We start from the raw sequence: 24,354 nt of genomic DNA, 5'->3' as shown, positions 1-24,354 counted from the left end.
CTCGAACCTAACCGTTACCGGCGGCCGTTGTTCCCGGTGGCGCGACGGCGCGGAACATGACCGACTCGCGCAGGACGACCCGTTCGAGCGAACAGAACCTGCGCCGCATCGCCGCCGCGATCGTCCCGAGTTCCTCCGGTGTGAGGGCGAACCGGCGCGGGCGGCGGTGCCAGGTGACCACGACCCGGCCACCCGGCCGCAACACCCGCAGGAACTCGGCGAACCCGTCGTCGAGGCGGGGCCACATCGCGATGGTGTTCATCGACAGGACGAGGTCCACGGAGTCGGTGGCCGCACCGGTGGCACAGGCGCTACCGGTGCGGAGGCGGAGCCGACCCTCACGTACCAGGTCGGCGTTGCGCTCCCGGGCCATCGCGACCATCTCCGGGGAAGGGTCCACCCCGGTCACGGGCTCCCCGGTCCGCCGCGCCAGGTCGCGCAGGAGGAGCCCCGGGCCGTGTCCCACCTCCAGGACGAGTTCCTGGGGCCCGATCTCCAGGGCCTCGCTGACCTCGGTGTTGCGGGCGCGGTTGGTGCGGGCCATGATCCGGCCGGCGAGACGCCCCGAGAATCCGCGGGGAAACGCGAACGGGCTCCGGCGCGGAACCGATCCCGTCCACAGTTCGCGTCGCGCCATCGCGCCTCACCCTAGCCGGACCGGACCGCGCTGACTGGGAGGGACACGGGTGTGTCCCCCAGCGTGACCGCGGCGCCGACGGACGGGAGGCTGGCGGGGGAGCGGCCGGGGTGGGGACCGCGGCCGCTCCCTGCGGGGTCACGCCGTCTCGGCGAGTGTCTCGGCGACGGTGCGGTACGTGCGCCCGTGCGCCCGGGCCACGGCCTCGTTGGTGAGCTCCCCGGCGTGGGTGTTGAGACCGCCGGCGAGCACCGGGTCGTCGTTGAGCGCGCGGTTCCACCCCTTGTCCGCCAGGGCGACCGTGTAACGCAGCGTGTCCTTGGTCAGCGCGTGGGTCGAGGTGTTGGGTACCGCCCCCGGCATGTTCGCGACGCAGTAGAAGACCGTGTCGTGCACCTCGAACGTGGGCGCGTCGTGCGTGGTGGGGCGAGAGTCGGCGAAGCACCCTCCCTGGTCGATCGCGATGTCCACCAGCACCGCACCGGGTTTCATCCGGGAGACCAGCTCGTTGCTGACCAGTTTGGGGGCTTTCGCGCCGGGGACGAGCACCGCGCCGATGAGCAGGTCCGACTCGAGGGCGGTGCGCTCCAGCTCGAAGGCGTTGGACACCACCGTCCTCACCCGGCCGCGGTACAGTTCCTCCGCGTGCCGCAGCTTGGCCACGTCCAGGTCGAGCAGGGTGACGTCGGCGCCCATGCCCACAGCGATCTGGGTCGCGTTCATCCCGGACACCCCGGCTCCGACGACGGTGACCCGCGTGGGGCGCACCCCGGGAACCCCGCCCATCAGCGTTCCCCGCCCCCCGTTGGGGCGTTGCAGCGTCGTCGCGCCGACCTGCGGGGCCAGCCGTCCGGCGACCTCGGACATCGGCGCCAGCAGCGGCAGCGAGCCGTCGGGGAGCTGCACGGTCTCGTAGGCGATACCGGTCACCCCGCGCTCCAGGAGCGCGTCGGTGCACGGCTGGGACGCCGCCAGGTGCAGGTAGGTGAACAGGATCTGCCCCTCCCGCATCCGGTGGTGCTCCTCCGGAACGGGCTCTTTGACCTTCAGGATGAGGTCGCCTTCGGCCCACACGTCGTCGGCGCTGTCGAGGATGCGCGCGCCGGCGGCGGTGAACTCCTCGTTGGAGATGGAGGACCCGATGCCGGCGTCACGTTCGACGGCGACCGAGTGGCCGCGCATGACCAGCTCGTGGACGCCGGCCGGAGCGATGGCGACGCGGTACTCGTGGTTCTTGATTTCGCGGGGGACGCCGATGCGCACGTAGTTCTCCTTCACGTATCACCGTTGACACGTATTCACTGTGTCGTGTCCGGGCCCGGCCCGCCAACCTCCGGCGTGAATGCTGATACCACTTCTTCTTTACACTATGTAACCCCGGCGGTGGGGTTCGGCCCCTGAGCCGGGGAGCCGGCGCGTTCCCGACCGGGCTCCCGGTCCGGTGCGGGATGGACCCTGCGTCCCGCTACCCAGGTCCGGGTGACCCGCCCCGAGAGCCGGCGCGCCGCGTACGGACCCTCCGACTCCGCCGGGACGGGCTGCCGGCCGGCGGTGTCGAAAGCGACCAGGTCGGCGTCGTGGCCGGCGGCGATCCTGCCCTTGGCGCGCAGCCCGAGGAGCGTGGCGGGGTTCGTCGCGGTCCACCGGGCGACATCGGCCAGGCCGCGGCCGCGCTGTGCGGCTTCGGTCCACAGCGCCGGAAGCGCCCAGGGGAGCGTCGCCATTCCGGCGGCGGGACAGTGGCCGGACCCGACGGCGGTGAGCGCCGGATCGGTACGCGCGAGCAGGGCGCTCCACAGGGCCTGCCGGTTCGCCTCGGAACGCAGCGGCGGGCGTCCCCGCGGGGACGTTCCGCCTTCCGGGGCGCTGCCGACCGGCAGGCAGAGGTAGTGCGGACAGGTCTGGGCGCTGACCGGTAGGCTGGCGGCTCGTGCCGCTTCCAGCAGGGCGGCGGAGTCGGCCGCGGTGAACGGGCAGACGTGCGTGGGCGCACCGGTCGCGCGTACGGCCGCCATGACCCGTTCCAGCCCCCGCCGTTCCGCACGCTGCGGCCGGGACCCGGCGGGGTCGGACGAGTCCCCGTCACGGTGGGCAGCCATCTCCCCGCCGTCCTCGGGGTGGACCAGCAGCGGGGCGGGTATGGCGGCGAGCTCGGCCATCACCGACCGCAGCTGCCCCTCGGGTATGGCGGGGAGGTCCGGCCCGCCCCCGTCCGACAGGGAGCAGTAGAACCCCGCGGCGCCGGCCGCGTGCAGCTCGGCGATCCCGGCCGGGGTGGTGTCACCGGTGACTCCGGCGAGGAACGCCAGGTGCGCGGGGGCGGCGGAAGCCGCTCGCCGGTGCCATTCGAGCGCTGCCGCGTCGACGATGGCGGGCTCGGCGGGACCGGGTGCTGCCACCAGGGTCGTGACACCGCCGCGGAGCGCGGCGCCGGCCGTGTGCGTGTAGCACTCCCGGAGCGATCCGCCGGGGGCGTGCGCGGCGACGTCGATATCCACACCTCCCGGAAGAAGCGCCACCCGACCGAGGTCGGTCTCCTCGTCGGCGCTGAGCGCGGCGGCACGCTCGTGAACGCCGGTGATCCTGCCCGCGCTGACACTGACGGCGGCCGGAACCACGCCGGTCGGGGTCACGACGCGCTGGGAACGGATAACACGGTCGGCGTGCGGCATCGCCGCTCCTTCCATGACTCGGTACGTTTCGGGCGGTTCCCGTTCCCGGGGCCGCTCCGTCGGCAGCCTCTCCCCGCGAGCGTTTCCTCCCGGGGCGCGGAACGCCGGTTTCGCGGGACACGGCCGCACTCCTCGGGAAACCCGGTCGTCGGGCGGTCGCGGCGTGTGAGATGTGTGTCACCGCAGTGTGGCACGCTGGTACCTCCGCACGTGGCTGTGTCGCTGTTTCCGTACCGTTCCGGTCGTCGCGCCGGCGTGCCGCTTCCCGTTCGCGACGGCCCGGGGCCGACGCCCTGTAGTAATAGGTCTACCCTGGCCCGAGGTGGTGGTCCGTACGTGAACCCCGCAGTTGCCGCTCTCGCGCTCGCCGGCGGAGGAACGTCCGTCACCCCCTGGATCTGGGGGGTTCTCGGGCTGCTGGTCGGTGCGGCCATCGCCGCCGTGGTGGTCAGCCACCACCGAGACAACTAGTGTCGACGACTCCGACGGAGTAGCACACGTGACGTCCCCGGTCACCCCACAGGCCCCGAAGCGCGGTAGCGGAACCGACACGGTTGTCGTGATCGCCGTCTCCGCCCTGGCCTCCTGCCTCATCGCCCTCATCATCGCCCTGTTGGGGGGAGGCGCGGTGGCCTCCCGAGCCATTCCCGGGCTGCCCGACCCGGGGCCGGTGACCCGGTGGGGACTGCCCGTCGCGACGACAGCGACCCACCTCCTGGGCGCGTTCACCGTCGGTCTCCTGCTGCTGGCGGCGTTCCTGCTGCCGTCGGACCGCGGAGGACTGGCCGCCCAAGCGCGCGGCTACGCGCGCGGGGCCTCCTGGAGCGCACTGCTGTGGGCGGCGGCGGCCGCGGCGACACTCGTCTTCCAGGTGTCCGATCTGACCGGCCTCCCGCCGACGCAGGTCCTCGGGGAGGACATCACGGCCCATGCGAGCGCCTCCGACCAGGGGGTGGGGCTGGTGGCGGTGGTTCTCCTGGCCACGGGCACCGCGTTCGTGAGCCGCGTGGCGCACTCCGCCAACGGCGCCGTCGCCGCTGCCGCGATGGCGCTGGGCGGGATCCTTCCCCCCGCGCTGACCGGGCACGCGGCCTCGGCGCTCAACCACGAGCTCGCCGTGACCGGAGTCGCGCTGCACGTCGTGGCGGTCTGCGTCTGGGTCGGAGGGCTCGCCGCCGTCACCTTCCACGGCCTGCGGGGCGGTGGCGAACACGCGCCGACAGCGGTGGAGCGGTTCAGCCGGTTGGCCCTGTGGGCCTACGCCGGTGTCGCCGTCGGAGGGACGGCCAGCGCCGCGACGCGCCTGTTCGGCCCCGAGGAGCTCGTCACCACCGGCTACGGGCGGATCCTGCTGGCCAAGATCGCGGTTTTCGTCGGACTGGGCGCCATCGGGTGGGCGCACCGCCGATGGACGGTCACACGAATCCTCGCGGACGGGGGCAGGGGCGGGTTCGTCCGGCTGGCCGGCGTCGAACTCACCCTCATGGCGGCGGTGATGGGGCTGGCCACCGCCCTCGCCCGAACCGCGCCGCCCACGCCCGAAGGCACCCCGGACCGGGTGACCGCCACGCTCGGTTTCCCGATGCCGCCCCCGATCAGCGCGCACACGCTGCTGACCCTGTGGCGCCCGGACCTGTTCTTCATCGTCGCCGTGCTGCTTCTCGGCGGGCTGTACGCCGCCGGGATAGCGCGGTTGGTGCGCCGCGGTGACCGCTGGCCGTGGGGACGGGCCCTGTCCTGGGCGCTGGGGCTGCTGACCCTGGTCGCCATGCTGCTCAGCGGCTTCGGTACCTATTCCATGGTGCTGTTCAGCACCCACATGATCCAGCACATGGTGCTGTCCATGCTCACGCCGATCCTGCTGGTGCTGGGAGCCCCGGTGACCCTGGCGCTGCGCGCGCTGCGGCCCGCCGCCGTGCGCGGGGACCGGGGGCCGCGGGAGTGGCTGAACATCCTGCTGCAGAGCAGGTTCTCCCAGTGGGTCACCCACCCCGTCATCGCCGCTCCGCTGTTCGTGGTCAGCCCCTACGCGCTGTACTTCACGTCGCTGTTCCCGACCCTGATGGACAACCACTTCGGGCATCTGGCGATGAACGTCCACTTCCTGGTGACCGGTTTCCTGTTCTACTGGGTCATCATCGGGGTGGACCCCGGTCCGCGGAAACTCCCCTACCTGCTGCGTGTGGTGCTGCTCCTGCTGGCGATGGGGATGCACGCCTTCTTCGGCATCACGATCATGATGCAGTCCGCCCCGTTGGCGATGGAGTACTACGGCCAGTTCGAGGTGCCGTGGAACGACGGCCTCGCCGAGGACCAGTACTCCGGCGGCGGTATCGCCTGGGCCATCGGGGAGATCCCGACCTCGGTCGTGCTGACCGCGCTGGTCGTCCAGTGGTCGCGGGACGAGGAACGCATCGAGCGCCGCCGTGAGCGGCACAGCAAACGCGGCGGCTCGGACGACGCCGACATGGACGCCTACAACGCCTACCTGCAGGAACTCGACCGTCGGGCCAGGGAGGGGCGCCGGTAGGAGCCCGGCCGCCTCCGGGCGGTGGCCGGGACGGCCGGGGCCATCGCCCAGAGAGAACTCCCGTGACGGAGGAGGTCCTTTCGGGTGGAATCGGGGCATGACAACCACGCGAGACTTCCGGTTCGGCGTCAACCTCCAGGGCGTGGACCCCGCGGACACGGCGGAGTACGCGCGCGAGGCGGAGAGCATGGGGTTCGACGTCGTCCACACCAGTGACCATCTCGGCCAGGCGTCACCGTTCGCCTCCCTGGGAGCCGCGGCCGCCGCGACCACCCGGATCCGGCTGGGCACCCTGGTCGTCAACAACGAGTTCTGGAACCCCGCCGTCCTGGCGCGCGAGGCCGCCACCATCGACCGGCTGTCCGGCGGCAGGCTCGAACTCGGTCTGGGGTGCGGGCACATGAGGTCCGAGTTCGACGACGCCGGCATACCCTGGCAGCCCCACGCCCAACGAGTGCGGCGCCTGCGGGACAGTATCGCCGAGCTGGACCGGCTGTTCGCCGGCGGCCAGGAGCCCCTGCCGACGCAGACACCGCGCCCTCCCGTGCTGGTCGGAGCGCACGGGGAACGCACCCTCGCCCTCGCGGCCCAGCACGCCGACATCGTCGGCTACGCGGGGCTGAGCCAGATCAGGGGCGAGCGGATGGGAACATTCCGGGTCGCCGGCCCGGAGGAGACACGACGGCGGGTGGAGTTCGTGCACCGGCAGGCCGGAGCCCGCGCGGAGCGGATCGAGTCCAATGTCCTCGTCCAGCACGTCGGTATCACCGACGACGCGGAGAAACGGGCCGCCGAGCTGGCCCAGCAGTACGGCGCCCCCGGCATCGACATCGCCGCAGACGTCCTGGAGAACCCCTTCGTCCTGGTGGGCACGGCCGACGAGGTCGCCGCGGAGCTGCGTGCCAACCGTGAACGGTTCGGGTTCAGCTACGTCACCACGCACGGTCCCTTCCGGGACGCGCTCGCCGAGGTCATCCCGAGGCTCCGGGAGCGTGAGAACGAGACCCCGGGAGGTCTCAGGTGAACGGGAACGCCACCGCTGTCGCGCACACCGCCAGCAGGGCGCACAGCACGACACCACCGGCCAGCATGGACCACGAGACCCGCAACTCCCGTGCCCCCCGGTCGTCCCGCACCGCGGCGAAACGCCGTCGCACCAGGGGCAGGAGGAACAGGTTGGCGGCGTAGACGATCGCCACCACGGCGAACGCGACCAGCCACGCCTGGCCGAGTCCCGTTCCGGTCACGGTGGCGCGCACGTTGACCACGGCCAGAGCGGGAACGGCGATCAGCAGCACCACCGAGACCGTGCTGAACACGGACGCCACCCACGCCCCGGAACGGCGCGCGGTGGTCGCCAGCAGCAACCCGATGAGCGCCGCCATCATGACGGCCCCGACGACTCCGAACACGGCAATGTTGATCAACGCACTCACCCCGGCATTGTCCCACCCCAGACCGGGTGACCCGATCCCCGAGGCCGGCTCGTAACCTTGTCCCCGAATGTGACGACCACCACCGGGGCCACCCCGGTGCCGAGAGAGCTAGGGAGTCTCCACACGTGGCAACACCCAACACCCCGACGGTCACCCTCGGCGACGCTGCGGTCCCGCCGATCGGCCAGGGCACCTGGTACATGGGGGAGCGGTCCAGCGACCGGGAGACCGAGGTGCGCGCCCTGCGCCACGGGCTCGACCTGGGGCTTTCCCTGATCGACACGGCGGAGATGTACGGGAACGGCGGCGCCGAGAAGGTCGTGGGCGAGGCCGTGGCCGGCCGCCGGGACGAGGCCGTCCTGGTGTCCAAGGTCCTGCCGAACAACGCCGGGAAACGCGCGGCCAAGGAGGCGTGCGAGCGCAGCCTCGGCCGGATCGGAACCGACTACCTCGACCTGTACCTGTTGCACTGGCGCGGGTCCGTGCCGCTGTCCGAGACGGTGGCGGCGATGCAGGAGCTGCAGCAGGAGGGGAAGATCCGGCGCTGGGGAGTGTCCAACCTCGACACCGCGGACATGCGGGACCTGTGGGAGGTGCCCGGCGGCCCGGAGTGCGCGACCGACCAGGTGCTGTACCACGCGGGATCGCGCGGGATCGAGTACGACCTCCTCGACTGGTGCCGGGAGCGCGACCTTCCCGTCATGGCCTACTGCCCCCTGGCCCAGGGCGGCCGGTTCCGGCGGGACCTGCTGAGCAACCCCGCCGTGACCGGCATCGCCGCCGAACGCGACGCCACACCCGCCCAGATAGCCCTGGCCTGGACCATCCGCGACGGGAGGACCGTGGCCATCCCGAAGGCCGCACGGCAGGAGCACGTCGCGGAGAACGCGGCCGCGGCCGGGATCGCGCTCACCGCCGAGGAACTGACGCGGCTGGACGCCGCCTTCCCGCCGCCGGAACGGAAGCAGCCACTGGACATCGTCTGACCGGAGAACAGGTCGCCTGCGTGCGGTGACCCCGCTGGTCACACGCAGGTAGCCACAGTGCCGCGCCGGCTCTCGTGTCACCCGCACCGACAGCCACCCAGAGGGCCCCGGTCAGGTCTGTTCCAGCCGGGAACCCCCGTGCGACTTGGTGACACGGAGCCGGGTGCCGACGCGCGCGCTCAGGTCGGCCACGTGGCTCACCACGCCCACCGTGCGGCCACCGTCGCGCAGCCCGTCGAGGACCTCGAGCACGTCCTCCAGGGTCTCCGCGTCCAGCGTGCCGAACCCCTCGTCGATGAACAGCGTGTCGACGCCGATCCCGCCGGCCTCCGCGCAGGCCACATCCCCCAGACCCAGCGCCAGGGCCAACGAGCTCACGAACGTCTCCCCGCCGGACAGGGTGGCCGGGTCGCGTTCCTGCCCCGTCCACGCGTCCAGCACCCGCAGCCCCAGACCGCCGCCGGAACGTGAACGGTCCCCGGCCGCGGCGGCGACCGTGTGCCGCAGCTCGTACCGGCTCCCCGACATCGTCGCCAGCCGGTCGTTGGCGGCCGCGACCACACGTTCCAGCCGGGCGGCCAGCACATAGGCGGACAGGCGCACGTTGTGCCGGTTGTCCGCCCCGGTCCCCGCCGCCAGCCGGGCCAGGCCGTCGGCGACCGTGTGCTGCTGCCGTACCGGACCCGCCTCCGCCAGCCGCTGGTCGAGCTCCAGGCGCAGCTCGGACAGCCGGTTGGCGCGTTCGGCCAACCGGTCCCGCCAGCTTGCGGTGTACTCGGCCCAACGCTGGGCGGCGGCCGCGGCGGCACCGGATCCCGCCAGGTCGGGTGCCGGCCGGTCGGCGGCCGCCGCGAGCTCCGGGTCGGCCAGCTCCGCCCGCGCCGCCGCCAGCGCGTCGTCGTGGGCGCGCGCCTGCTCCTGCAGCCGTTCCCGCTGTTCCTCGCCCAGCTCGGCCGCCCACACCTCCGCGGTGCTGGCGAAACCGGACTCGGCCAGGGCACGGGCGGTCTCCCGTTCCGCGGCGCGCAGCTCGGCCACTTCCGTCCCGTAGTGGTGCACCGCCTCCGCCGCCGAGGCGAGCAGGTCCGCCTCCCCGGTGAGTCGCGCGATCCTGCTCGCCAGGTCGGGATCGGAACCGCGCGCGGCCTCCAACCGCTGGGTGATCCGCTCGGCCTCCCGGGCGAGGGTGGCGCGGCGTTCGGTGAGTTCCGTGGCCTCGCGGGAGAGGGCCTCCTCCCGCGGAACCGCGTCGGTCAGGGCGGTGTCGATGTCCGCGAGCCGCGCGGCGAGCCTGTCCACGTGCCCGGTCGCGGCCTCCGCCGCCGCCAGTTCCCGCTCCCGAAGCCCCACGAGCTCCTCGGCCGCCTCCACACTCATCCCGTCCGCGGCGGTCTCCGCCGCCGCGTACCGCTCGGCCAGGGACACGGCCGTGCTCTCCGCCCGGGCGCGCTCCTCCGCGGCGGCGTCGGCCGCCCGCTGGGCGCGCTCCTCCTCCTCGGCGGTGGGGCGGTCCCCGCCCCCCGAGGCGGGACGGGGGTGCTCCACCGCGCCACACACCGGACACGCCGTGCCGGCGTCCAGTTCGGAGGCCAGTTCGGCGGCCATACCGTCGATCCGGCCACGGCGCACCTCCAACAGGGCGTCGCGCGCCCGTTGGGCGGTGTCCACGGCATCGACCCGACGCTGCTCCGCCTCGGCCAGTTCGGACCGCAACCGTTCCCGCGTGTGCACGGCCTCGCGCGCCCGGCGGGCGGTCTCCAGCCCCTCCGAGGCCGCCTCGCGCCCTCCGACCTGTTGCCGCGCCGCGTCCAGTTCGTCGGAGCACCGCTGCCGTAGGACGGGAAGCTCCCGGCTGCGCAGGCGCCACTGTTCCAGCGAACGGTAGATGCCCTCGGCCTTCCCCTCGATCTCCGCCAGCTCCGCGGTGATCTCCGCGTGGCGATCGAGGTCGGCTTGCAGGTGTTCCAGTCGGGCGAGCTCGTCCCGGCGGGAACGCTCGGCCGCGCGTAGGGGCTCGGCCCCCACCGACGAGGGAGGGCCGGTTCCCGCGCCCTCCACCATCCCGTCGACGAGCTCCAAGCGTTCGCCGGCGGCCAGCTCCGCCTTGTCCCGCTGGGCGCGCCGGTACTCCTCACCGCGCAGCACCGGAACCACGGCGGCCGCGCGTTCGGCTTCGGCGAGCTGGGTGTCGATGTCCTCCCGAAACGCGGCCTGGTCCATCAGTTCGGCCTGGCGCTGGCGGGCGCTGGCGTGGCGCTGCTGCCGCTCGTCCAGCGTCCGGGCGCTGGCGAGCTCGGCGTGGGCACGGTCGCGTTCCTCACCCGCCTCGGCGGCCACGCTCGCGCTGTCGCTGGCGTCGGCGGCCACGACGCGGGCCGTCTCGGCCGCCCACGGCACGAGTACCCGGCTGTCGTTGCCCTCCGGGCGGGAGGTGCGGCCCACCTCGGCGACCAGGTCGGCGACCGCCCCGACCGCGGAGTCGGCGTCGGTCGCCGTGCGACCGAGCGAGCGGGCGTGGTCGACCAGCCACTCCTCCACGCTGGTGAACACGCCGGTGCTGAATATCCGTTCCAGGGACTCGCGCCGTTCCCGCGCGTCGGCGCGGAGGAAGCGCGCGAACTCCCCCTGGGGAAGCAGCACGACCTGGCAGAACTGGGGCAGGGAGAGGCCCAGCACGTCGTTGACGATCTGCCCGGCCTCGTCGGGGCGGTTGGTCAGACCGTGCCACGCGCCGTGGGCGTACTCCGAGACGGTCACCGAGGCCTTCTCCTCCGTGGTGCCCGTCCCGCGTTTCTTGGGCCGCTGCCATGCCGGGGAGCGGGTGACGGACAGCCGTCTGCCGCGCAGCGTCACCTCCAGCCGCACCTCGGGGCGCCGGTCGGGCGGCGCGTGGTTGCTGTGCGGCGACCGCGCCGCGTCCCGCACGCCCGGAACCCGCCCGTACAGGGCGAAGCACACCGCGTCCAGAACGGAGGTCTTCCCCGCGCCGGTGGGGCCGTGGATGAGGAACAGGCCGCCCTGGGCCAACCTGTCGAAGTCCACCGTCTCCGTGCCCGCGAACGGCCCGAACGCCTGGACTGTCAGGGTGTGCAGGCGCATCAGCGTGTGACCTCCCGCCTGTTGATGTCGTCGAACGCGGTGCGCAGCAGCCGCTGCTCCTCCTCGGTGGGGTCCGCGCCCCGGGCCCACGACACGAAGTCCAGTGCCAGTTCGCGCTCCGAACGGTTGGTGACGCGTTGGGCCCATGACCGGTCGGCGGGTTCCCCGTCCCCGTCGGGGGCGAAGTCCAGATGGAGCGTGTGCGGGAAGCGCTCCCGCAGCCGGTCCATGGGGAAGGTGGGACGCACGGGGTCGGTCACCGTGACCTGCAGCCAGTGGTCGGTGTAGCGCTCCCAGCCCGGTTCGGAGAGGAGGTCCCCGATCCGGCCGCTGATGCGCGCGATCGGACGCCACACCGGGGCCGGAACGAACTCGGCCGCTGTCACCCCGCCGGGCCCCAGGTCGACGAGCCAGGACCCCTTGGTGTGGTTCTCCTCCGAGAAGGAGTAGGCCAGGGGGGAACCGGAGTAGCGCACGTGCGGCCGCATGAGCTGGCTACCGTGCAGGTGCCCCAGGGCCGCGTAGTCGACCCCGTCGAACAGCGACGCGGGGACGTGTGTCGCGCCCCCCACCGAGATGTCGCGTTCACTGTCGGAGGCGGACCCGCCGGTCACGAACGCGTGCGACAACACCACCGAGCGGGTGTGCGCGGGGCGCCGTGCCAGGTCGGCGCGGATGCGGCGCATGGCGTGTTCCATGGCCGCCTCGTGGCTGCGTTCGGTGAGTTCCCACCGGTGCCGGAGGAGGTCGGGTTCCAGGTAGGGGACCGGGTAGAAGGCGACCGGGCCGTGTCCGTCCTCGATCACCACCGGGTCGGCGAGGTGGTCGGGGGAGCCGCGCACGTGGATACCCGCGGTGTCGATGAGTCCGGAGGCGTAGTCGATCCGCCCCAGGGAGTCGTGGTTGCCGCCGATGAGCACGGCCCGCGCGCCCGTGGCGTGGATCCGGTGCAGCGCCTCGTCGAACAGCCGCACCGCCTCCACGGGGGGCAGGGCGCGGTCGTAGAGGTCACCGGAGACCAGCACCACGTCGACGCGTTCCGACCGGACAGTGGTGATCAGGTGGTCGAGGAAGGCCGCCTGCGCGTCGAGCAGGCTCTCGCGGTGGAAGGACCTTCCCAGGTGCCAGTCCGAGGTGTGCAGCAGTCGCATGGTTTCCCGAAGGTAGTACGTGGCGGTGGCGTTCGCGGCCGGAAACGGGAACCGGAGCCGCGTCCACTGGTCCGGGCGGGCCGTTCCGGCGCGGGTGGAGCCGTGCGACGCGCCCTGTCCCACCGCGTGCCGTCCGGTCCCGCGCCGACGGTATCCCCGTCACCGGGTGGCCTCCACCGATCTAGGCCAGCGTTTCAGGCCGCGGCCGTGGAGGGTTTCACGTTTCAGGGTGGCGTGGAAGGCCTCGGCCGCGGCGTTCTCGTCACCGGCGGCCACGGCGGACTGGCCCAGCACCTCGCCGTGGGAGTTCATCGCGGCTACTACCTGGGTTTGCGGCATGTCGGTCTGGCCAGTGTGTGCCGCCTGCATCGTCTTGCCATCGACGGTGACGGTCTCGGCCGACTCTGCACCCTGGGCCGTCCAACCGGAGAAGGCCTGGTCGGGCTCGTCGTGATCGACCCTGCCCAGCATCCGGGAGAAGGTCCAGCCCGACGGGGTAACCGCGCAGGAACACGCCCCGAGCTCGCTCAGCAGCCAGGCCGGCAGGTCCGCGGCATGCTCGGCGGTCTCCAGGAACGTCTTCGCGCCGCCGGTCGCGGCCAGCAGCGCCAGGATCAACAGTAATGGCAACGGATACCGCACGCCACGGGGGTGCGGGGGTCGGTGGCCGTTTCCAGGGTCTGCCAGAGGCCGTCGATGCGGCTTCGTAGGGACTCAAGGATAAGGGGGGCTGGTGCAGTGCGGCGGGAATGGGGGAAGATACAGAAACGAGGGCACGGCTCTCGGGTAGACCGTCAAGGCTTCAGCAACCTGATGATCTCCCATCAAAGCCGTGCCCTCGCCTTGTGTCCCGACTGGCCAACGAACCACCGCAGCCCCAGATCAACTTTGCGCACGCCCTGCTTGGGCTGGAGGGCTGGCTGAAGAGTAGATTGCTTGACTCTAGTCATCACCGGGCCATCCCAGCATGCTCGCATACATCTCCACGTTTTCGAACTCAAGTTTACTTTCCCCGATGCGCTCGAATATAACCATTCGATAGTAGAGGTTTGAGCTCTTTGTTGCATTGGCGGTCACTCGCCAGGAAGTGATCCGATAAAGAATAAGACCCATAGCCGCCACCAGAAGGAATGTAAATATCACATCTTCATCCGCAACAGGAGCCCCTGCGGTTAAGGCGACCAATGCAAACAGTCCATAACCGCCATATATAACAATTATGATTGTAGCTCCGGCTTGCAAGATAGCCCAGGGTATCGTTCTCCTCTCATGTCGATCACTGGCCTCGCCGCTCGCCTTGGAGATGGATCTTGCATACTCCATACTCCAGGAGGTTCCTGCCTTGTGTCGCTCTTGGAGGGCCTCCATGATAAATAGGGTTTCGAAATCCGGTTCCGCGTCCCTCTCTGTGGCTCCGCTTTTAATTTTGCTTACGAATGTTATGACAAGTGCCAGGGTTCCGGCTATGGCTCCTATCGCACCCCAAGCGATCGACCAGTCAACCTGCCCGCTCATAAGCGCTCCCGTTCTCGGATCTGATGGGAGGATAGCTGATCATATGCACCCAATGCAGTAATCCTCAGCGACAAAGTCGCATACTAGGATCCAGGCGAACAAAAGGGGGTTCCGTGATGATCCAGCTCACTGCGGTGATCCTAGTGGCTTGGAATCGGACACCCGAAGATGAAAACCTTGAAATGGGTGCGGCGGAAGGAGTGTCCGTGCGCCGGGCATAGACGTGGAGCCCTCCGGTAGAAGGCGAGCGAGCTCCCGACATCCACTAGTGTCCTGATTGGTTAGTTGGTTTTGGGATGCGTTCGCAGTACGCAGCTATACTGTCGAGGATCTCCTCGGCCGTTTTGGTCCACACATACGGTCGGGGATCCTCGTTCCACGCTGCCGCCCAGTTGCGGATGTCCTTCTCCAGCGCCTGGATGCTTCGGTGGCTGCTGCGACGGATTAGCTTGGTGGTGATCTCGGTGGACCACCGCTCGACCAGGTTCAACCAGGACGTAGCGGTCGGGATGAAGTGCAGGTGGAAACGCGGGTGGCACACCAGTCACCGCTTGATCTCGGGCGTTTTATGGGTGGCGTAGTTGTCCAGGACCAGGTGCACGTCCATCCCAGCCGGCACCTGCCTGTCGATCTTGGCCAGGAACTTTGTGAACTCGGCTGCGCGATGGCGCCGGTGCAGCGAGGTGATCACCTGCCCCGTCGCGGTGTCCAGAGCCGCGAACAGGCTGCTCACTCCCGCGCGCATGTAGTCGTGCGTGGCCCGCTCGGGGGTGCCGGGCATCATCGGCAGCACCGGCTGGGCCCGGTTGAGCGCCTGGAGCCGGGATTTCTCGTCCACGCACAGCACCAACGCCTGCTCGGGCGGATCCAGCTACAACCCGACCACGTCGTGCGCCTTGTCGATGAAGAACGGGTCGGTGGACAGCTTGAACGGCTCCTGCCGGTGGGGTTGCAGACCGAAGGTGTTCCAGATCCGCCACACCGCGTTCTGGGCCAGGCCGGTGCGCTCGGCCATGGAGCGGGTGGACCAGTGCGTACCCGTGGCCGGCTTGCTCTCCAGGGGCGCGGTCACTACCGGCCTCGACCTGGTCATCGGTGATCGTGCGCGGCCAACCTCCGCGTTGGAGGCGCCCTCGACGCAGGCAAGCACGATCCGGGCCCGCAAAGCCAGGTCCTGGGCGGACTTGCGGCGTCTGACCCACCGCCGAAGCTCAGCTCGTTCCTGTTCGGTCGGCTCCAGCGGTGGCAACTTCGGCCCAGGAAAATTCAGCCCTCAACCATAAACGGACTAACCAATCAACACACTAGGGGCGTTTACGCGCCAGGGTGAGCCCGTCACCGATGGGTACCACGACCACGTCCACGCGCCCGTCGGCCGCCGCGTGGTCGTTGAAGTCGCGGATGTACCGGAGCGCGGGGGTGGGGAGGGGGTCGTCGGTGACACTCCCCTGCGACACCGCCAGGGCGTTGTCCACGAGCAGCGCGCCGCCCGGCCGCAGACGGGGGAGGAGAGCCTCCCAGTAGTCGACGTAGCGTTCCTTGTCGGCGTCGACGAACGCCAGGTCGAACCGTGGCTCCTCGGGAAGCTCCGCCAGCGTGTCGAGCGCCGGACCGAGGCGGGGGGTGACCGTGTCGGAGAGGCCGGCCCGTTCCCAGTAACGCTGGGCGACGGATACCCACTCCTCGCTGACGTCGCACGTCAGCAGCGTCCCGCCCGGCAGCAGGCCCCGGGCGATGCAGACCGAGGAGTAACCGGTGAACGTGCCGATCTCGACCGCGTCCCGCGCGGAGGACAGCTGCGCCAGCAGCGTCATGAGGGTCCCCTGCTCCGGGGAGATCTGCAGGCCGGTCGAGTCGGGGTAGAGCCGTGCGGTCTCCGAGGCGAGGTCCTCGAGCAGCCCGTCGGGCGGGGTGCTGTGCGCCGTGAGGTAGGCGTGCAGGTGCGGGTTGATGATCTCTGTCGCAGGTGTCACACGGTCACCCTAGACCGGCCATGCCCGGCTCCGGTAGGAGCTCGGGCCAGGGGAACAGGTAGAACGCGTACAGGACGATGGCCGTGGTGAGCACGGGGGTGACGATGTGGCGCTCCACGGTGCCGTCCGTGGTGAAGCCGATGTCCTGGCCGAACCGGTAGTCGGTGAGGGGCCACAGCAGGGGTACCCCCATGTCGGTGGCGACGTCGCCGAGGAAGTGCAGCAGGCACCCGAAGGCCACCGCTGCTCCCACCCAGGTGTAGTCGACTCCGGAGGCGTAGAGGGCCAGGGTGATGCCCGCCGTCGCCAGCGCGTTGATGACGCCCGAGGCGGTGCGGTTCTTGTCCATGCCGAAGCCCAGGCCGTTGAACGCGATACCGACCAGCAGGAAGATGTAGATCTGCACGGCCAGTTCCGACCACAGGGCAAGCCCCTGCGCCAGGGCGCCCATGAGCACGGCGAACAGCAGCGAGTGCGTACCGTTGCGGTGCCCTCCGAACAACCAGTTGAACAGGGAGCTGAGGGCCTTGGTGAACACGCCGTAGGTCTGGGTGATGGTGGAGCTCTTGTGGTCCAGGTCCGGGACGAGGGCCGCCCCGGCGGAGACGAGAGAACCGGCGATGATCTCTCCCGGACCCAGGTCGAACTGTACGCCGAGCGCCTGGGTCCCCTGGAGCAGCGGAACCATCGCCATCCAACCGGCCACGCCGCTGAGCGCGTGAGAGTGCCCCATCATGGGGCACGACAGTAGCGCTCACCGGCACTTCTGGCGAATTACCGTGGTGACCCGCGGTGTACCGTTGACGCCTTTCTGCGGCCGCTGGTAGATAACCCCTAACCGACGGTGCAACCCCGTCCCTACGCTCCAGAGGCAGCCATGGTCACTCCGCAGGATCCCCCCGGACGACAAACCCCCCGATGGCTGGCGGCCGCCACCGCGGCCCTGACGCTCTTCGCCGGAACGCTGCCGAGCGCCGGCGTCCCCGCCGCCCACGCGGACGACGGAACCGCGGGCGAGGGTGAGACACTCACCATCGCCTCCTCACAGCCGGTGGACTCCCTGAGCCCGTTCCTCGCGCAGTTCCTGATCAGTACCAGTATCCACCGGTTGGCATACGACTACCTGACCAACTACTCCCCGGAGAACAACGAGCCCATACCCGGCCTGGCGGAGTCCTGGGAAACCTCCGACGACGGCCTGACCTGGACTTTCACTATCAGGGACGGTGTGGAGTGGAGCGACGGCGAGCCGCTCACCGCCGAGGACGTCGCCTGGACCTACAGCACGATGATGTCCGATGACGGCGCGGCCACCGCCAACGGCAACTTCGTGGAGAACTTCACCGAGGTGACGGCGCCGGACGAGCGCACCGTCCGGATCGAGCTGGAGCAGCCCCAGTCCACCATGCTCGCGCTGGACATCCCGATCGTCCCGAAACACGTCTGGAAGGACGTCGACGACTACGCCCAGTTCAACAACGACGACGACTTCCCGATCGTCGGCAGCGGGCCGTTCCAGATCACGGACTACCAGCCCAACCAGTCGGTCACCCTCGAGGCCAACGAGGACTACTGGCGCGACCCGCCCAACTTCGACCGGCTGGTCTTTCGCTACTACTCCGACAAGGACGCCGAGATCGAGGCGCTCCGCAAGGGCGAGGTCTCGTTCGCCAGCGGGCTGACACCGGCACAGGCGGACTCGCTGCGCGACGAGGAGAACATCACCGTCAACAACGCCGCCGGCAAGCGGTTCCAGGCGTTCACCATCAATCCCGGGGCGCGGACCAAGGACGGCACCGAGTTCGGTGACGGCCACCCCGCTCTGCAGGACAAGACGGTGCGCCAGGCCATCATGCGCGCCATCGACAGGGAGGAGATCGTCGACAAGGCCCACGGCGGCTACGCGGAGGCCGCCGGGGGATACATCCCGTCCCGTTACGACAAGTACTCCTGGCAGCCGGAGGAGCAACGGCTGGGCTTCGACCCGCAGGCGGCGGAGGAGATGCTCGAGGAGGCCGGTTACGAGAAGGGATCCGACGGTGTGCGGGTGTCCCCCGACGGCGAGCGGATGGAACTGCGCCTGCACGCGCACAACGACCAGCCGGCGAACATCAACGCTGCGAAGATCATGGCGGAACGCCTCGGGGACATCGGGATCGAGGTGGACAACCGCGCCGTGGACCCCGGTGTTCTCAGCGACGCCCTGCACGAGGGGGAGTACGACCTGATCTTCACCGGATGGAGCGTCAACCCCGACCCGGACTTCGTGCTGGGCATCCACACCTGTGACGCGCTTCCCGAGACTCCGGGCACGATGCGGGGGGACGCCTACTTCTGCGACGAGGAGTACGACGAGCTCTACGAGAAGCAGCTGCGCGAGTACGAGGACGAGGAGCAGCGCGCCGAGTACGTGGCTGACATGCAACGCATCCTCTACGACGAGGCGGTCGTCAACACCCTCGCCTACCCGGACGCGATCGAGGCCTACCGCTCCGACCAGATCGGCTCCATCCAGGTGCAACCGGAACCGGACGGGAACATCTGGGGGCAGGACGGCCACTGGAGCTGGACGTCGGCCACTCCCGCGGATGACGAGTCGCGGTCCGGGATCTCCACCGCCGCCGCTGCCGGGATCGCCGCGGTAGTGGTGCTCGTGGTGGCCGGTGCGGCCGTGGTCATCTGGCGCAGGCGAGCCGCGACCGTGGAGGACCGGGAGTGAGCGGGGCCTCGACCGCGGGCGGTGCCACGGCCGCCCCGGATGGGGGAACCCGCGCGCGTCGCGACCCGACGCGGCTGCTGCGTTACGTCGGGGGGAAACTGGCGACAGCCGCGTTCTCGCTGCTGGCGGTGATGCTCACCAGTTTCTTCCTGTTCCGGCTCCTGCCCGCCGACCCGGTGCAGGCGATGACCCAGGGGCGCGCCGTCACCGAGGAACAGCTCGTCGCCATGCGCCGGGAGTTCGGCCTGGACCAGCCGATCTCGCAGCAGTTCCTGGACTACTGCCTCGGCCTGCTCAGTCTCGACTTCGGCAACTCCTACAAGTACCGCACCCCGGTCGTCGAGCTGATCGGGGAACGCATCGGCCCCACAGTGCTGCTGTTCGGCACCGGAACCCTGGTGGCGGCGCTGTTGGGACTGGTGCTGGGGACCCGCGCCGGCTGGCGGCGCGGGTCGGCCACCGACCGGGCGCACACCGGCGTGGCGCTGACCCTGTGGTCGGTCCCCTCGTTCTGGCTCGGGCTGCTGCTGATCGTGGTACTCGCCTCCGGCATCGGTCCCGTACCCGGCCTGTTCCCCACCGGGGGCATGATGAGCCCGGGAACGAGCGGCGTCGTCGACGTCACGCTGGACGTGGCGCACCACATGGTGCTGCCGGTCACCACGATCGTCGCTGTGGCCTACGCCCAGTACCTGATGATCATGCGCTCCTCCCTGCTGGACGAGAAGGGTGGGGACTACCTCACGACCGCGCGCGCCAAGGGGCTGCGCGACGCCTTGGTGCTGCGCAGGCACGCGGTACCGAACGCCCTGCTGCCCACCGTCACCCTGATCTTCCTCAACATCGGCCGGGTGGTCTCCGGGCTCATCCTGGTCGAGACCGTGTTCGCCTGGCCCGGGTTGGGGTCCCTGTTCTACGAAGGGCTGGAAGTGTCCGACCTGCCGGTGGTGCAGGCCCTGTTCGTCCTCTTCGCGGGTGCGGTGATCATCATGAACCTGCTCGCCGAGCTGATGTACCCCCTCCTGGACCCCCGGGTGCGCGTATGACACGGCCGCCGCGTGACTCCGGGTACCCCGCCGAACGACTGACCCCGCGTGCGCTGGCGTGGGAACGGCGCAAGCGCGCCGTCGCCGACTTCTGGCGCGTCTACGCGCGCAACCGCGCCGGGGTGGTCGGTCTGGCGGGCCTGCTGCTGTTCGTGCTGCTCGCTCTCGCCGCACCGCTCCTGGTGGAGCCGGAGGGGCTGAGCGTCACCGGCGCTCCCGGAGGGGCCTACGAGCCCCCCAGCGCCGAGTACCCGCTGGGAACCGACAACTTCGGCCGCTCCGTGCTGGACCTTGTCATCTGGGGAGCCCGCATCTCCCTCACCGTCGGTTTCCTCGCCACGTTCATGTCGGTGACCCTGGGAACACTGGTCGGTATCCTCGCCGGGCACTTCGGGGGGTGGAGCTCCGCCGTCCTGATGCGCGTCACCGACTGGTTCCTCGTCCTGCCCGCCCTGGTGATGGCGGTGGCGCTGGCGGCGGTCATGAGCCGCAGCACGCTCACCATCATCATCGCCATCGGCGTGACCGCCTGGCCCACCACCGCCCGCCTCGTGCGGGCCCAGACCATAGCGGTGGAAGCCCGCCCCTACATCGAGCGCGCGCGTGCCCTCGGCGGGGGCCACCGGCACGTGATGAAGCGCCACGTCCTCCCGAACGTGCTGCCGGTCGTGCTGGCACAGACCACCCTGCTGGTCGCCGAGTCCATCATCATGGAGTCGACCCTGGCCTTCCTCGGGCTGGGCGACCCGGGCACGATCTCGTGGGGCGGGGTGCTGCAGGACGCCCGCAACGCCGGAGCGGTCAGCTCCGGAGTGTGGTGGTACATGATCCCGCCCGGTCTGGCCATCGCACTGGTCGCCCTGTCCTTCACCCTGTGCGGGCGCGCGATCGAAGGTGTGCTCAACCCCCGACTGCGGGAGCGCCAGTGACGTACCTCAACGTGGACGACCTGCACGTCACCTACCGCACGGCCTCGGGTGAGCTCCCCGCGGTGCGTGGCGTCTCCCTCGCGCTCGAACCCGGAAACACCCTCGGAGTGGCCGGGGAGTCGGGCTGCGGGAAGTCGACGGTCGCGCTGGCGCTGCTGCGGCTGCTGCCGGCCTCGGCGCGGTTGGAGGGCCAGGTCCGCCTCGACGGCGAGGACGTCCTGGCCATGCGGTGGGGACGGTTGCGCGCGGTCCGCTGGGCCGGAGCCTCCGTCGTCTTCCAGGGCGCGATGCACGCGCTGAACGCGGTGCAGCGGGTCGGGGACCAGATCGCCGAACCGATCCTGCTGCACGAGAACACCACACCGGCCGAGGCGTCCCGGCGCGTCGGGGCCCTGCTGGAACAGGTGGGTCTGCCGCCTTGGCGCTCCTCCTCCTACCCGCACGAGCTCTCCGGCGGGCAGCGCCAGCGCGTCATGATCGCCATGGCGCTGGCGTGCCGGCCGCGCCTGATCATCGCGGACGAGCCCACCACGGCGCTGGACGTCATGATCCAGGCGCAGATCCTGCGGCTCCTCGGCCAACTGGTGGGGGAGCACGGCATCAGCATGCTCATGATCAGCCACGACCTCACGGTGCTGGCCGACACGTGCGACCGCCTCGCCGTGATGTACGCCGGACGGGTCGTGGAGGAGGGGCCCTCCCAGGAGGTGTTCGGCGACGCCCGCCACCCCTACGCGGCTGCGCTCAGCGCGGCCTTCCCGCGGATCGGAGACCCCCGGTCCCGCCGCAACCCGCAGGGGCTGCCGGGCGACCCGCCCGACCCGGCGGCACTGCCCAGCGGCTGCGCCTTCCGGCCGCGCTGCCCGGTGGCCGAGGACCGCTGCTCCACCGTGGATCCGGTGCTGTGGCCCGCGGCGCCGGACCGCAGCTCGGCCTGCGTGCGCGTGTACTCCGCCGACGCCGAATTCGAGGAGACCCGGTGACCACCCACCCCGCACGAGACGACGTCGCGGCGCCCGCCGGGAGCGCGCGGGCACCACTGCTCAGCGCGGCCGGACTGCGGGTGGAGTTCGCCGGGAGGGGCGGGGGAGGCGCGCCCGCCCGTGCTGTCGACGGGGTCGACCTGGACGTGCACGCGGGTGAGATCGTCGCGCTCGTGGGCGAGTCCGGGTGCGGCAAGACCACGCTCGCCCGCGCCCTGCTCGGGTTGGAGCGCCCCGCGGCCGGACGTGTGGTGTTCGACGGGGCGCGGTTGGACTACACCGCTCGTGCGCTGCGCCGCTACCGGAGGCGGGTGCAGCTCGTGCTGCAGGACCCGACGGGAGCGCTCAACCCCCGGCACACGGTCTACGAGGCGGTCGCCGAGGGGCTGCGCATACACGAGGGAACCACCCCGGGCGAGGAGCGGAGGGTGTCCGACGCGCTGTACCGCGCCGGACTGCGTCCGCCGGAACGGTTCTTCCTGAGCTACCCGCACCAGCTCTCGGGCGGGCAGCGCCAGCGGGTGGTGATCGCCGGCGCCCTCGTGCTGGAACCCGAGGTGATCATCGCCGATGAGCCGGTCGCCTCCCTGGACGCCTCCGTCCGCGGCGAGATTCTGCAGCTGCTGCTGCGGCTGCGGGACGAGCTGGGACTGGCGGCCCTCGTCGTCACGCACGACCTGGGGCTGGCGTGGAACATCGCCGACCGGGTGGCGGTGATGTACCTGGGACGCGTGGTCGAGTCGGGGGCCGTGGACGATACGCTCTCGGCCCCGCGCCACCCCTACACCCAGGCGCTGCTGTCCGTGCTTCCGGAGTCCGGCGCGGACAGGCCGGAGATCCTGTCCGGGGAACCACCCGACCCGGCGCGGATCCCGGGCGGCTGCCGGTTCCACGTGCGCTGCCCGGTTCTGGCCTCGGGGGAGGCCCAACGCGTTGGGGTGGCCGAGCGGTGCGCTGACGAGGACCCCGGCGTCCTTCCCGGCGGTACCGGTTCCCACGTGGCATGCCACTGGGCGCTCTCGGACGGAAGCGGGGCGTGAGGGGGCCGGACCCCGTCGAGGACGCCCGCCGGGGCGGGAACCGGTACCCGACCCGGCGGCACCGCGGTGACGCGCCGGAAGCCCCGACGGTGAGCGTCAGCGCGCCGTCTCCCCCTTCCGCCGTCCGGGGGCCCGGGCGCGGGAGGTCAGCCACCCGAACAGGCTCGGGTCCGTGCCCATCTCGGGGTGCCACTGCACCCCCAGGACACCGGGTGTCCCGGCGTACTCGAGAGCCTCCACGGTGCCGTCGGCGGCCCAGGCCGTGGCGACGACGCCCTCTCCCAGCTCGGCGATGCCCTGGTGGTGGTAGGAGGGAACGTCCAGCTCGGTCCGTCCCAGAGCGCGAGCGGTGTGCGTGTCCGGTGCCACCGTCACCGGGTGCGGGTCGAACCGGGCGAGCCGTTGCCGGTGCTCGTCGCTGCCGAGGACCTCGGGCAGGTGCTGGTGCAGCGTCCCGCCCCGGGCCACGTTCAGGACCTGCATCCCGCGGCAGATGCCGAGCACCGGGATCCCGGCCTCCAGGGCGGCCGCCAGCAGGCCGAGTTCCGAACCGTCCCGGGACCGCTGGACGCCGGTACTGTTGCCGTCCGGCGCGGCACCGTAGCGTTCCGGTCCTATGTCGCCCCCGCCGGCGAGGACGAGACCGTCCAGCCGCTCCGCCACCGACACCGCCGCCTCCGGAACCGGCGGCAGCACCACCGGTGCGGCGCCTACGTCGACCAGCGAGTCGACGTAGGCGCGGGGGAGGAGGGTGGTCGGCATGTCCCACGCCTGCCCCCACCGTGCCTGTTCGGCATAGCCCGACACTCCGATCACGGGGCGGACCACGTCGGTTTCTCCTTCCGTGGGGCGGTTCCCGCTCACAGCGGCGTCACGTAGGCGCCGGAGATACCGCCGTCCACGACGAAGTTGGCGGCGGTGATGAACGACGCGTCGTCGCTGGCCAGGAACGCGGTGGCGGCGGCGATCTCCTCCGGTTCGGCGAACCGGCCGAACGGTACGTGTACCAGGCGCCGCTGGGCGAGTTCCGGGTCGTTGGCGAACAGCTCCTGCAGCAGCGGCGTGTTCACCGGCCCGGGGGACAGCGCGTTCACCCGGATGCCCTCGCGGGCGAACTGCACGCCCAGCTCCCGGCTGAGGGACAGGACCCCGCCCTTGCTCGCGGTGTAGGAGATCTGGGACGTGGCCGCGCCCATGGTGGCGACGAAGGAGGCGGTGTTGACGATCGCACCGCGCCCCTGGGTCCGCATGTGCTCCAACGCGTGCTGGCAGCACAGGTACACCGAGGTCAGGTTGGTCTCCTGCACCCGTTTCCAGGTTTCCAGGTCCGTGTCCAGGATGGAGGCGTCCTCCGAGGGGGAGATGCCCGCGTTGTTGAACGCGACGTCGACACTGCCGTAGGTGTCCCTGGCGGTGGCGAACGCCTGCCGGACGTCCTCGCCGTCCGTGACGTCGGCGGGGACGAACAGCCCCCCGGCCTCCTCGGCGGTCTGTTTGCCCGCTGCGTGGTCGGCGTCGACGGCGACCACGCGGGCCCCCTCGCTCGCCATCCGCAGTGCGGTCGCCCTGCCGATCCCGCCGCCCGCGCCGGTGATGACGGCGACACGCTGCGCGAAACGTTGCATTCTCTCAGTGCTC

General features: G+C 70.8%; 21 protein-coding genes and 1 pseudogene. 9 read left to right on the top strand and 13 right to left on the bottom strand.

The features are described 5' to 3' along the window. Positions 1-7: 7 nt before the first annotated feature. The 3 genes from FHX37_RS10060 to FHX37_RS10050 all read right to left on the bottom strand — a co-directional run bounded on the left by FHX37_RS10060 (position 8) and on the right by FHX37_RS10050 (position 3,309). Positions 8-637 (bottom strand): class I SAM-dependent methyltransferase, encoded by a 630-nt coding sequence (locus FHX37_RS10060; protein WP_141923674.1) that lies wholly within the window; start codon positions 635-637, stop codon positions 8-10. Positions 638-775: 138 nt separating this feature from the next. After that, positions 776-1,900, bottom strand: coding sequence for an alanine dehydrogenase (gene ald / locus FHX37_RS10055; RefSeq protein ID WP_141925169.1), 1,125 nt, complete (start codon positions 1,898-1,900; stop codon positions 776-778). A 104-nt stretch (positions 1,901-2,004) separates the two neighbouring features. Then, positions 2,005-3,309: a dihydroorotase gene (locus FHX37_RS10050; protein WP_141923673.1), complete on the bottom strand. Its 1,305-nt coding sequence runs from the start codon at positions 3,307-3,309 to the stop codon at positions 2,005-2,007. Positions 3,310-3,645: 336 nt separating this feature from the next. On the opposite strand from FHX37_RS10050, the gene FHX37_RS23850 reads away from it, so the two are divergent. From FHX37_RS23850 to FHX37_RS10040, 3 genes are all read left to right on the top strand, one after another. Next, the gene (locus tag FHX37_RS23850; RefSeq protein ID WP_281288288.1) at positions 3,646-3,780 is read left to right on the top strand and encodes a hypothetical protein; all 135 of its coding nucleotides are present in this window, start codon (positions 3,646-3,648) and stop codon (positions 3,778-3,780) included. A 28-nt stretch (positions 3,781-3,808) separates the two neighbouring features. Further along, the gene (locus FHX37_RS10045; RefSeq protein ID WP_141923672.1) at positions 3,809-5,839 is read left to right on the top strand and encodes a cytochrome c oxidase assembly protein; all 2,031 of its coding nucleotides are present in this window, start codon (positions 3,809-3,811) and stop codon (positions 5,837-5,839) included. A gap of 97 nt (positions 5,840-5,936) precedes the next feature. Further along, positions 5,937-6,863, top strand: coding sequence for a TIGR03621 family F420-dependent LLM class oxidoreductase (locus FHX37_RS10040; RefSeq protein ID WP_141923671.1), 927 nt, complete (start codon positions 5,937-5,939; stop codon positions 6,861-6,863). Here FHX37_RS10040 and FHX37_RS10035 read toward each other — a convergent pair. Further along, a complete protein-coding gene (locus FHX37_RS10035) occupies positions 6,856-7,275 on the bottom strand; it encodes a hypothetical protein (protein WP_141923670.1) in 420 nt (139 codons plus the stop codon). The two genes, FHX37_RS10040 and FHX37_RS10035, sit on opposite strands and share 8 nt — an antisense overlap. Positions 7,276-7,400: 125 nt before the next feature. On the opposite strand from FHX37_RS10035, the gene FHX37_RS10030 reads away from it, so the two are divergent. Next, the gene (locus FHX37_RS10030) at positions 7,401-8,261 is read left to right on the top strand and encodes an aldo/keto reductase (protein WP_211351791.1); all 861 of its coding nucleotides are present in this window, start codon (positions 7,401-7,403) and stop codon (positions 8,259-8,261) included. A 111-nt stretch (positions 8,262-8,372) separates the two neighbouring features. Here the strand turns inward: FHX37_RS10030 and FHX37_RS10025 are convergent, their stop codons facing one another. The 7 genes and pseudogenes from FHX37_RS10025 to FHX37_RS09995 form a co-directional block, all read right to left on the bottom strand. Further along, positions 8,373-11,360: an AAA family ATPase gene (locus FHX37_RS10025; protein ID WP_141923669.1), complete on the bottom strand. Its 2,988-nt coding sequence runs from the start codon at positions 11,358-11,360 to the stop codon at positions 8,373-8,375. Beyond that, positions 11,360-12,511 carry an exonuclease SbcCD subunit D gene (locus tag FHX37_RS10020; protein ID WP_141923668.1) on the bottom strand — a complete coding sequence of 384 codons (1,152 nt, stop codon included), beginning with the start codon at positions 12,509-12,511 and terminating at the stop codon, positions 11,360-11,362. The genes FHX37_RS10025 and FHX37_RS10020 overlap by 1 nt, the downstream gene beginning before the upstream one ends. Positions 12,512-12,670: 159 nt before the next feature. Continuing rightward, entirely contained in the window at positions 12,671-13,153 is a 483-nt protein-coding gene (locus FHX37_RS24080) for a transposase family protein (RefSeq protein ID WP_394344490.1), read from the bottom strand. 300 nt (positions 13,154-13,453) lie between these two features. Continuing rightward, positions 13,454-14,026, bottom strand: coding sequence for a hypothetical protein (locus tag FHX37_RS10010; RefSeq protein ID WP_141923666.1), 573 nt, complete (start codon positions 14,024-14,026; stop codon positions 13,454-13,456). 265 nt (positions 14,027-14,291) lie between these two features. Continuing rightward, positions 14,292-15,296: pseudogene (locus FHX37_RS10005) on the bottom strand (IS630 family transposase). 34 nt (positions 15,297-15,330) lie between these two features. Next, entirely contained in the window at positions 15,331-15,999 is a 669-nt protein-coding gene (locus tag FHX37_RS10000; protein WP_141923665.1) for an O-methyltransferase, read from the bottom strand. Positions 16,000-16,003: 4 nt separating this feature from the next. Further along, complete coding sequence (locus FHX37_RS09995; protein ID WP_141923664.1) at positions 16,004-16,735, bottom strand: metal-dependent hydrolase; 732 nt, start codon at positions 16,733-16,735, stop codon at positions 16,004-16,006. 141 nt (positions 16,736-16,876) lie between these two features. Between FHX37_RS09995 and FHX37_RS09990 the strand changes: the two genes are divergently transcribed. From FHX37_RS09990 to FHX37_RS09970, 5 genes are read left to right on the top strand one after another with little or no spacing between them, the layout of a single operon-like run. Beyond that, the gene (locus tag FHX37_RS09990) at positions 16,877-18,718 is read left to right on the top strand and encodes an ABC transporter substrate-binding protein (RefSeq protein WP_141923663.1); all 1,842 of its coding nucleotides are present in this window, start codon (positions 16,877-16,879) and stop codon (positions 18,716-18,718) included. Beyond that, positions 18,715-19,764: an ABC transporter permease gene (locus tag FHX37_RS09985; RefSeq protein ID WP_246062224.1), complete on the top strand. Its 1,050-nt coding sequence runs from the start codon at positions 18,715-18,717 to the stop codon at positions 19,762-19,764. The genes FHX37_RS09990 and FHX37_RS09985 overlap by 4 nt, the downstream gene beginning before the upstream one ends. After that, complete coding sequence (locus FHX37_RS09980) at positions 19,761-20,693, top strand: ABC transporter permease (RefSeq protein WP_141923662.1); 933 nt, start codon at positions 19,761-19,763, stop codon at positions 20,691-20,693. Before FHX37_RS09985 ends, FHX37_RS09980 begins: the two co-directional genes overlap by 4 nt. Then, positions 20,690-21,676 (top strand): ABC transporter ATP-binding protein, encoded by a 987-nt coding sequence (locus tag FHX37_RS09975; protein ID WP_141923661.1) that lies wholly within the window; start codon positions 20,690-20,692, stop codon positions 21,674-21,676. The genes FHX37_RS09980 and FHX37_RS09975 overlap by 4 nt, the downstream gene beginning before the upstream one ends. Then, positions 21,673-22,716, top strand: a complete 1,044-nt coding sequence (locus FHX37_RS09970; RefSeq protein WP_246062223.1) for an ABC transporter ATP-binding protein — start codon at positions 21,673-21,675, stop codon at positions 22,714-22,716. The genes FHX37_RS09975 and FHX37_RS09970 overlap by 4 nt, the downstream gene beginning before the upstream one ends. Before the next feature lie 96 nt (positions 22,717-22,812). Here the strand turns inward: FHX37_RS09970 and FHX37_RS09965 are convergent, their stop codons facing one another. Both FHX37_RS09965 and FHX37_RS09960 read right to left on the bottom strand, forming a co-directional pair. Further along, entirely contained in the window at positions 22,813-23,544 is a 732-nt protein-coding gene (locus tag FHX37_RS09965; RefSeq protein WP_141923660.1) for a gamma-glutamyl-gamma-aminobutyrate hydrolase family protein, read from the bottom strand. A 32-nt stretch (positions 23,545-23,576) separates the two neighbouring features. Further along, on the bottom strand, positions 23,577-24,341 hold the full coding sequence (locus FHX37_RS09960) for a 3-oxoacyl-ACP reductase (protein ID WP_141923659.1): 765 nt from the start codon (positions 24,339-24,341) through the stop codon (positions 23,577-23,579). Between the last annotated feature and the right edge of the window lie 13 nt (positions 24,342-24,354).

This window comes from Haloactinospora alba (assembly GCF_006717075.1).
Lineage (GTDB): Bacteria > Actinomycetota > Actinomycetes > Streptosporangiales > Streptosporangiaceae > Haloactinospora > Haloactinospora alba.
This window is presented reverse-complemented; position numbering and strand designations above follow the sequence as displayed.

Bases quoted from the DNA above. Each gene is read 5' to 3' on its own strand.
- FHX37_RS10010 (WP_141923666.1), bottom strand. From the start codon at position 14,026: ATGAGCGGGCAGGTTGACTGGTCGATCGCTTGGGGTGCGATAGGAGCC.
- FHX37_RS09960 (WP_141923659.1), bottom strand. From the start codon at position 24,341: ATGCAACGTTTCGCGCAGCGTGTCGCCGTCATCACCGGCGCGGGCGGC.
- FHX37_RS09990 (WP_141923663.1), top strand. From the start codon at position 16,877: ATGGTCACTCCGCAGGATCCCCCCGGACGACAAACCCCCCGATGGCTG.
- FHX37_RS10040 (WP_141923671.1), top strand. From the start codon at position 5,937: ATGACAACCACGCGAGACTTCCGGTTCGGCGTCAACCTCCAGGGCGTG.
- FHX37_RS10050 (WP_141923673.1), bottom strand. From the start codon at position 3,309: ATGCCGCACGCCGACCGTGTTATCCGTTCCCAGCGCGTCGTGACCCCG.
- FHX37_RS09980 (WP_141923662.1), top strand. From the start codon at position 19,761: ATGACACGGCCGCCGCGTGACTCCGGGTACCCCGCCGAACGACTGACC.
- FHX37_RS10025 (WP_141923669.1), bottom strand. From the start codon at position 11,360: ATGCGCCTGCACACCCTGACAGTCCAGGCGTTCGGGCCGTTCGCGGGC.
- FHX37_RS10060 (WP_141923674.1), bottom strand. From the start codon at position 637: ATGGCGCGACGCGAACTGTGGACGGGATCGGTTCCGCGCCGGAGCCCG.
- FHX37_RS09995 (WP_141923664.1), bottom strand. From the start codon at position 16,735: ATGATGGGGCACTCTCACGCGCTCAGCGGCGTGGCCGGTTGGATGGCG.
- FHX37_RS10020 (WP_141923668.1), bottom strand. From the start codon at position 12,511: ATGCGACTGCTGCACACCTCGGACTGGCACCTGGGAAGGTCCTTCCAC.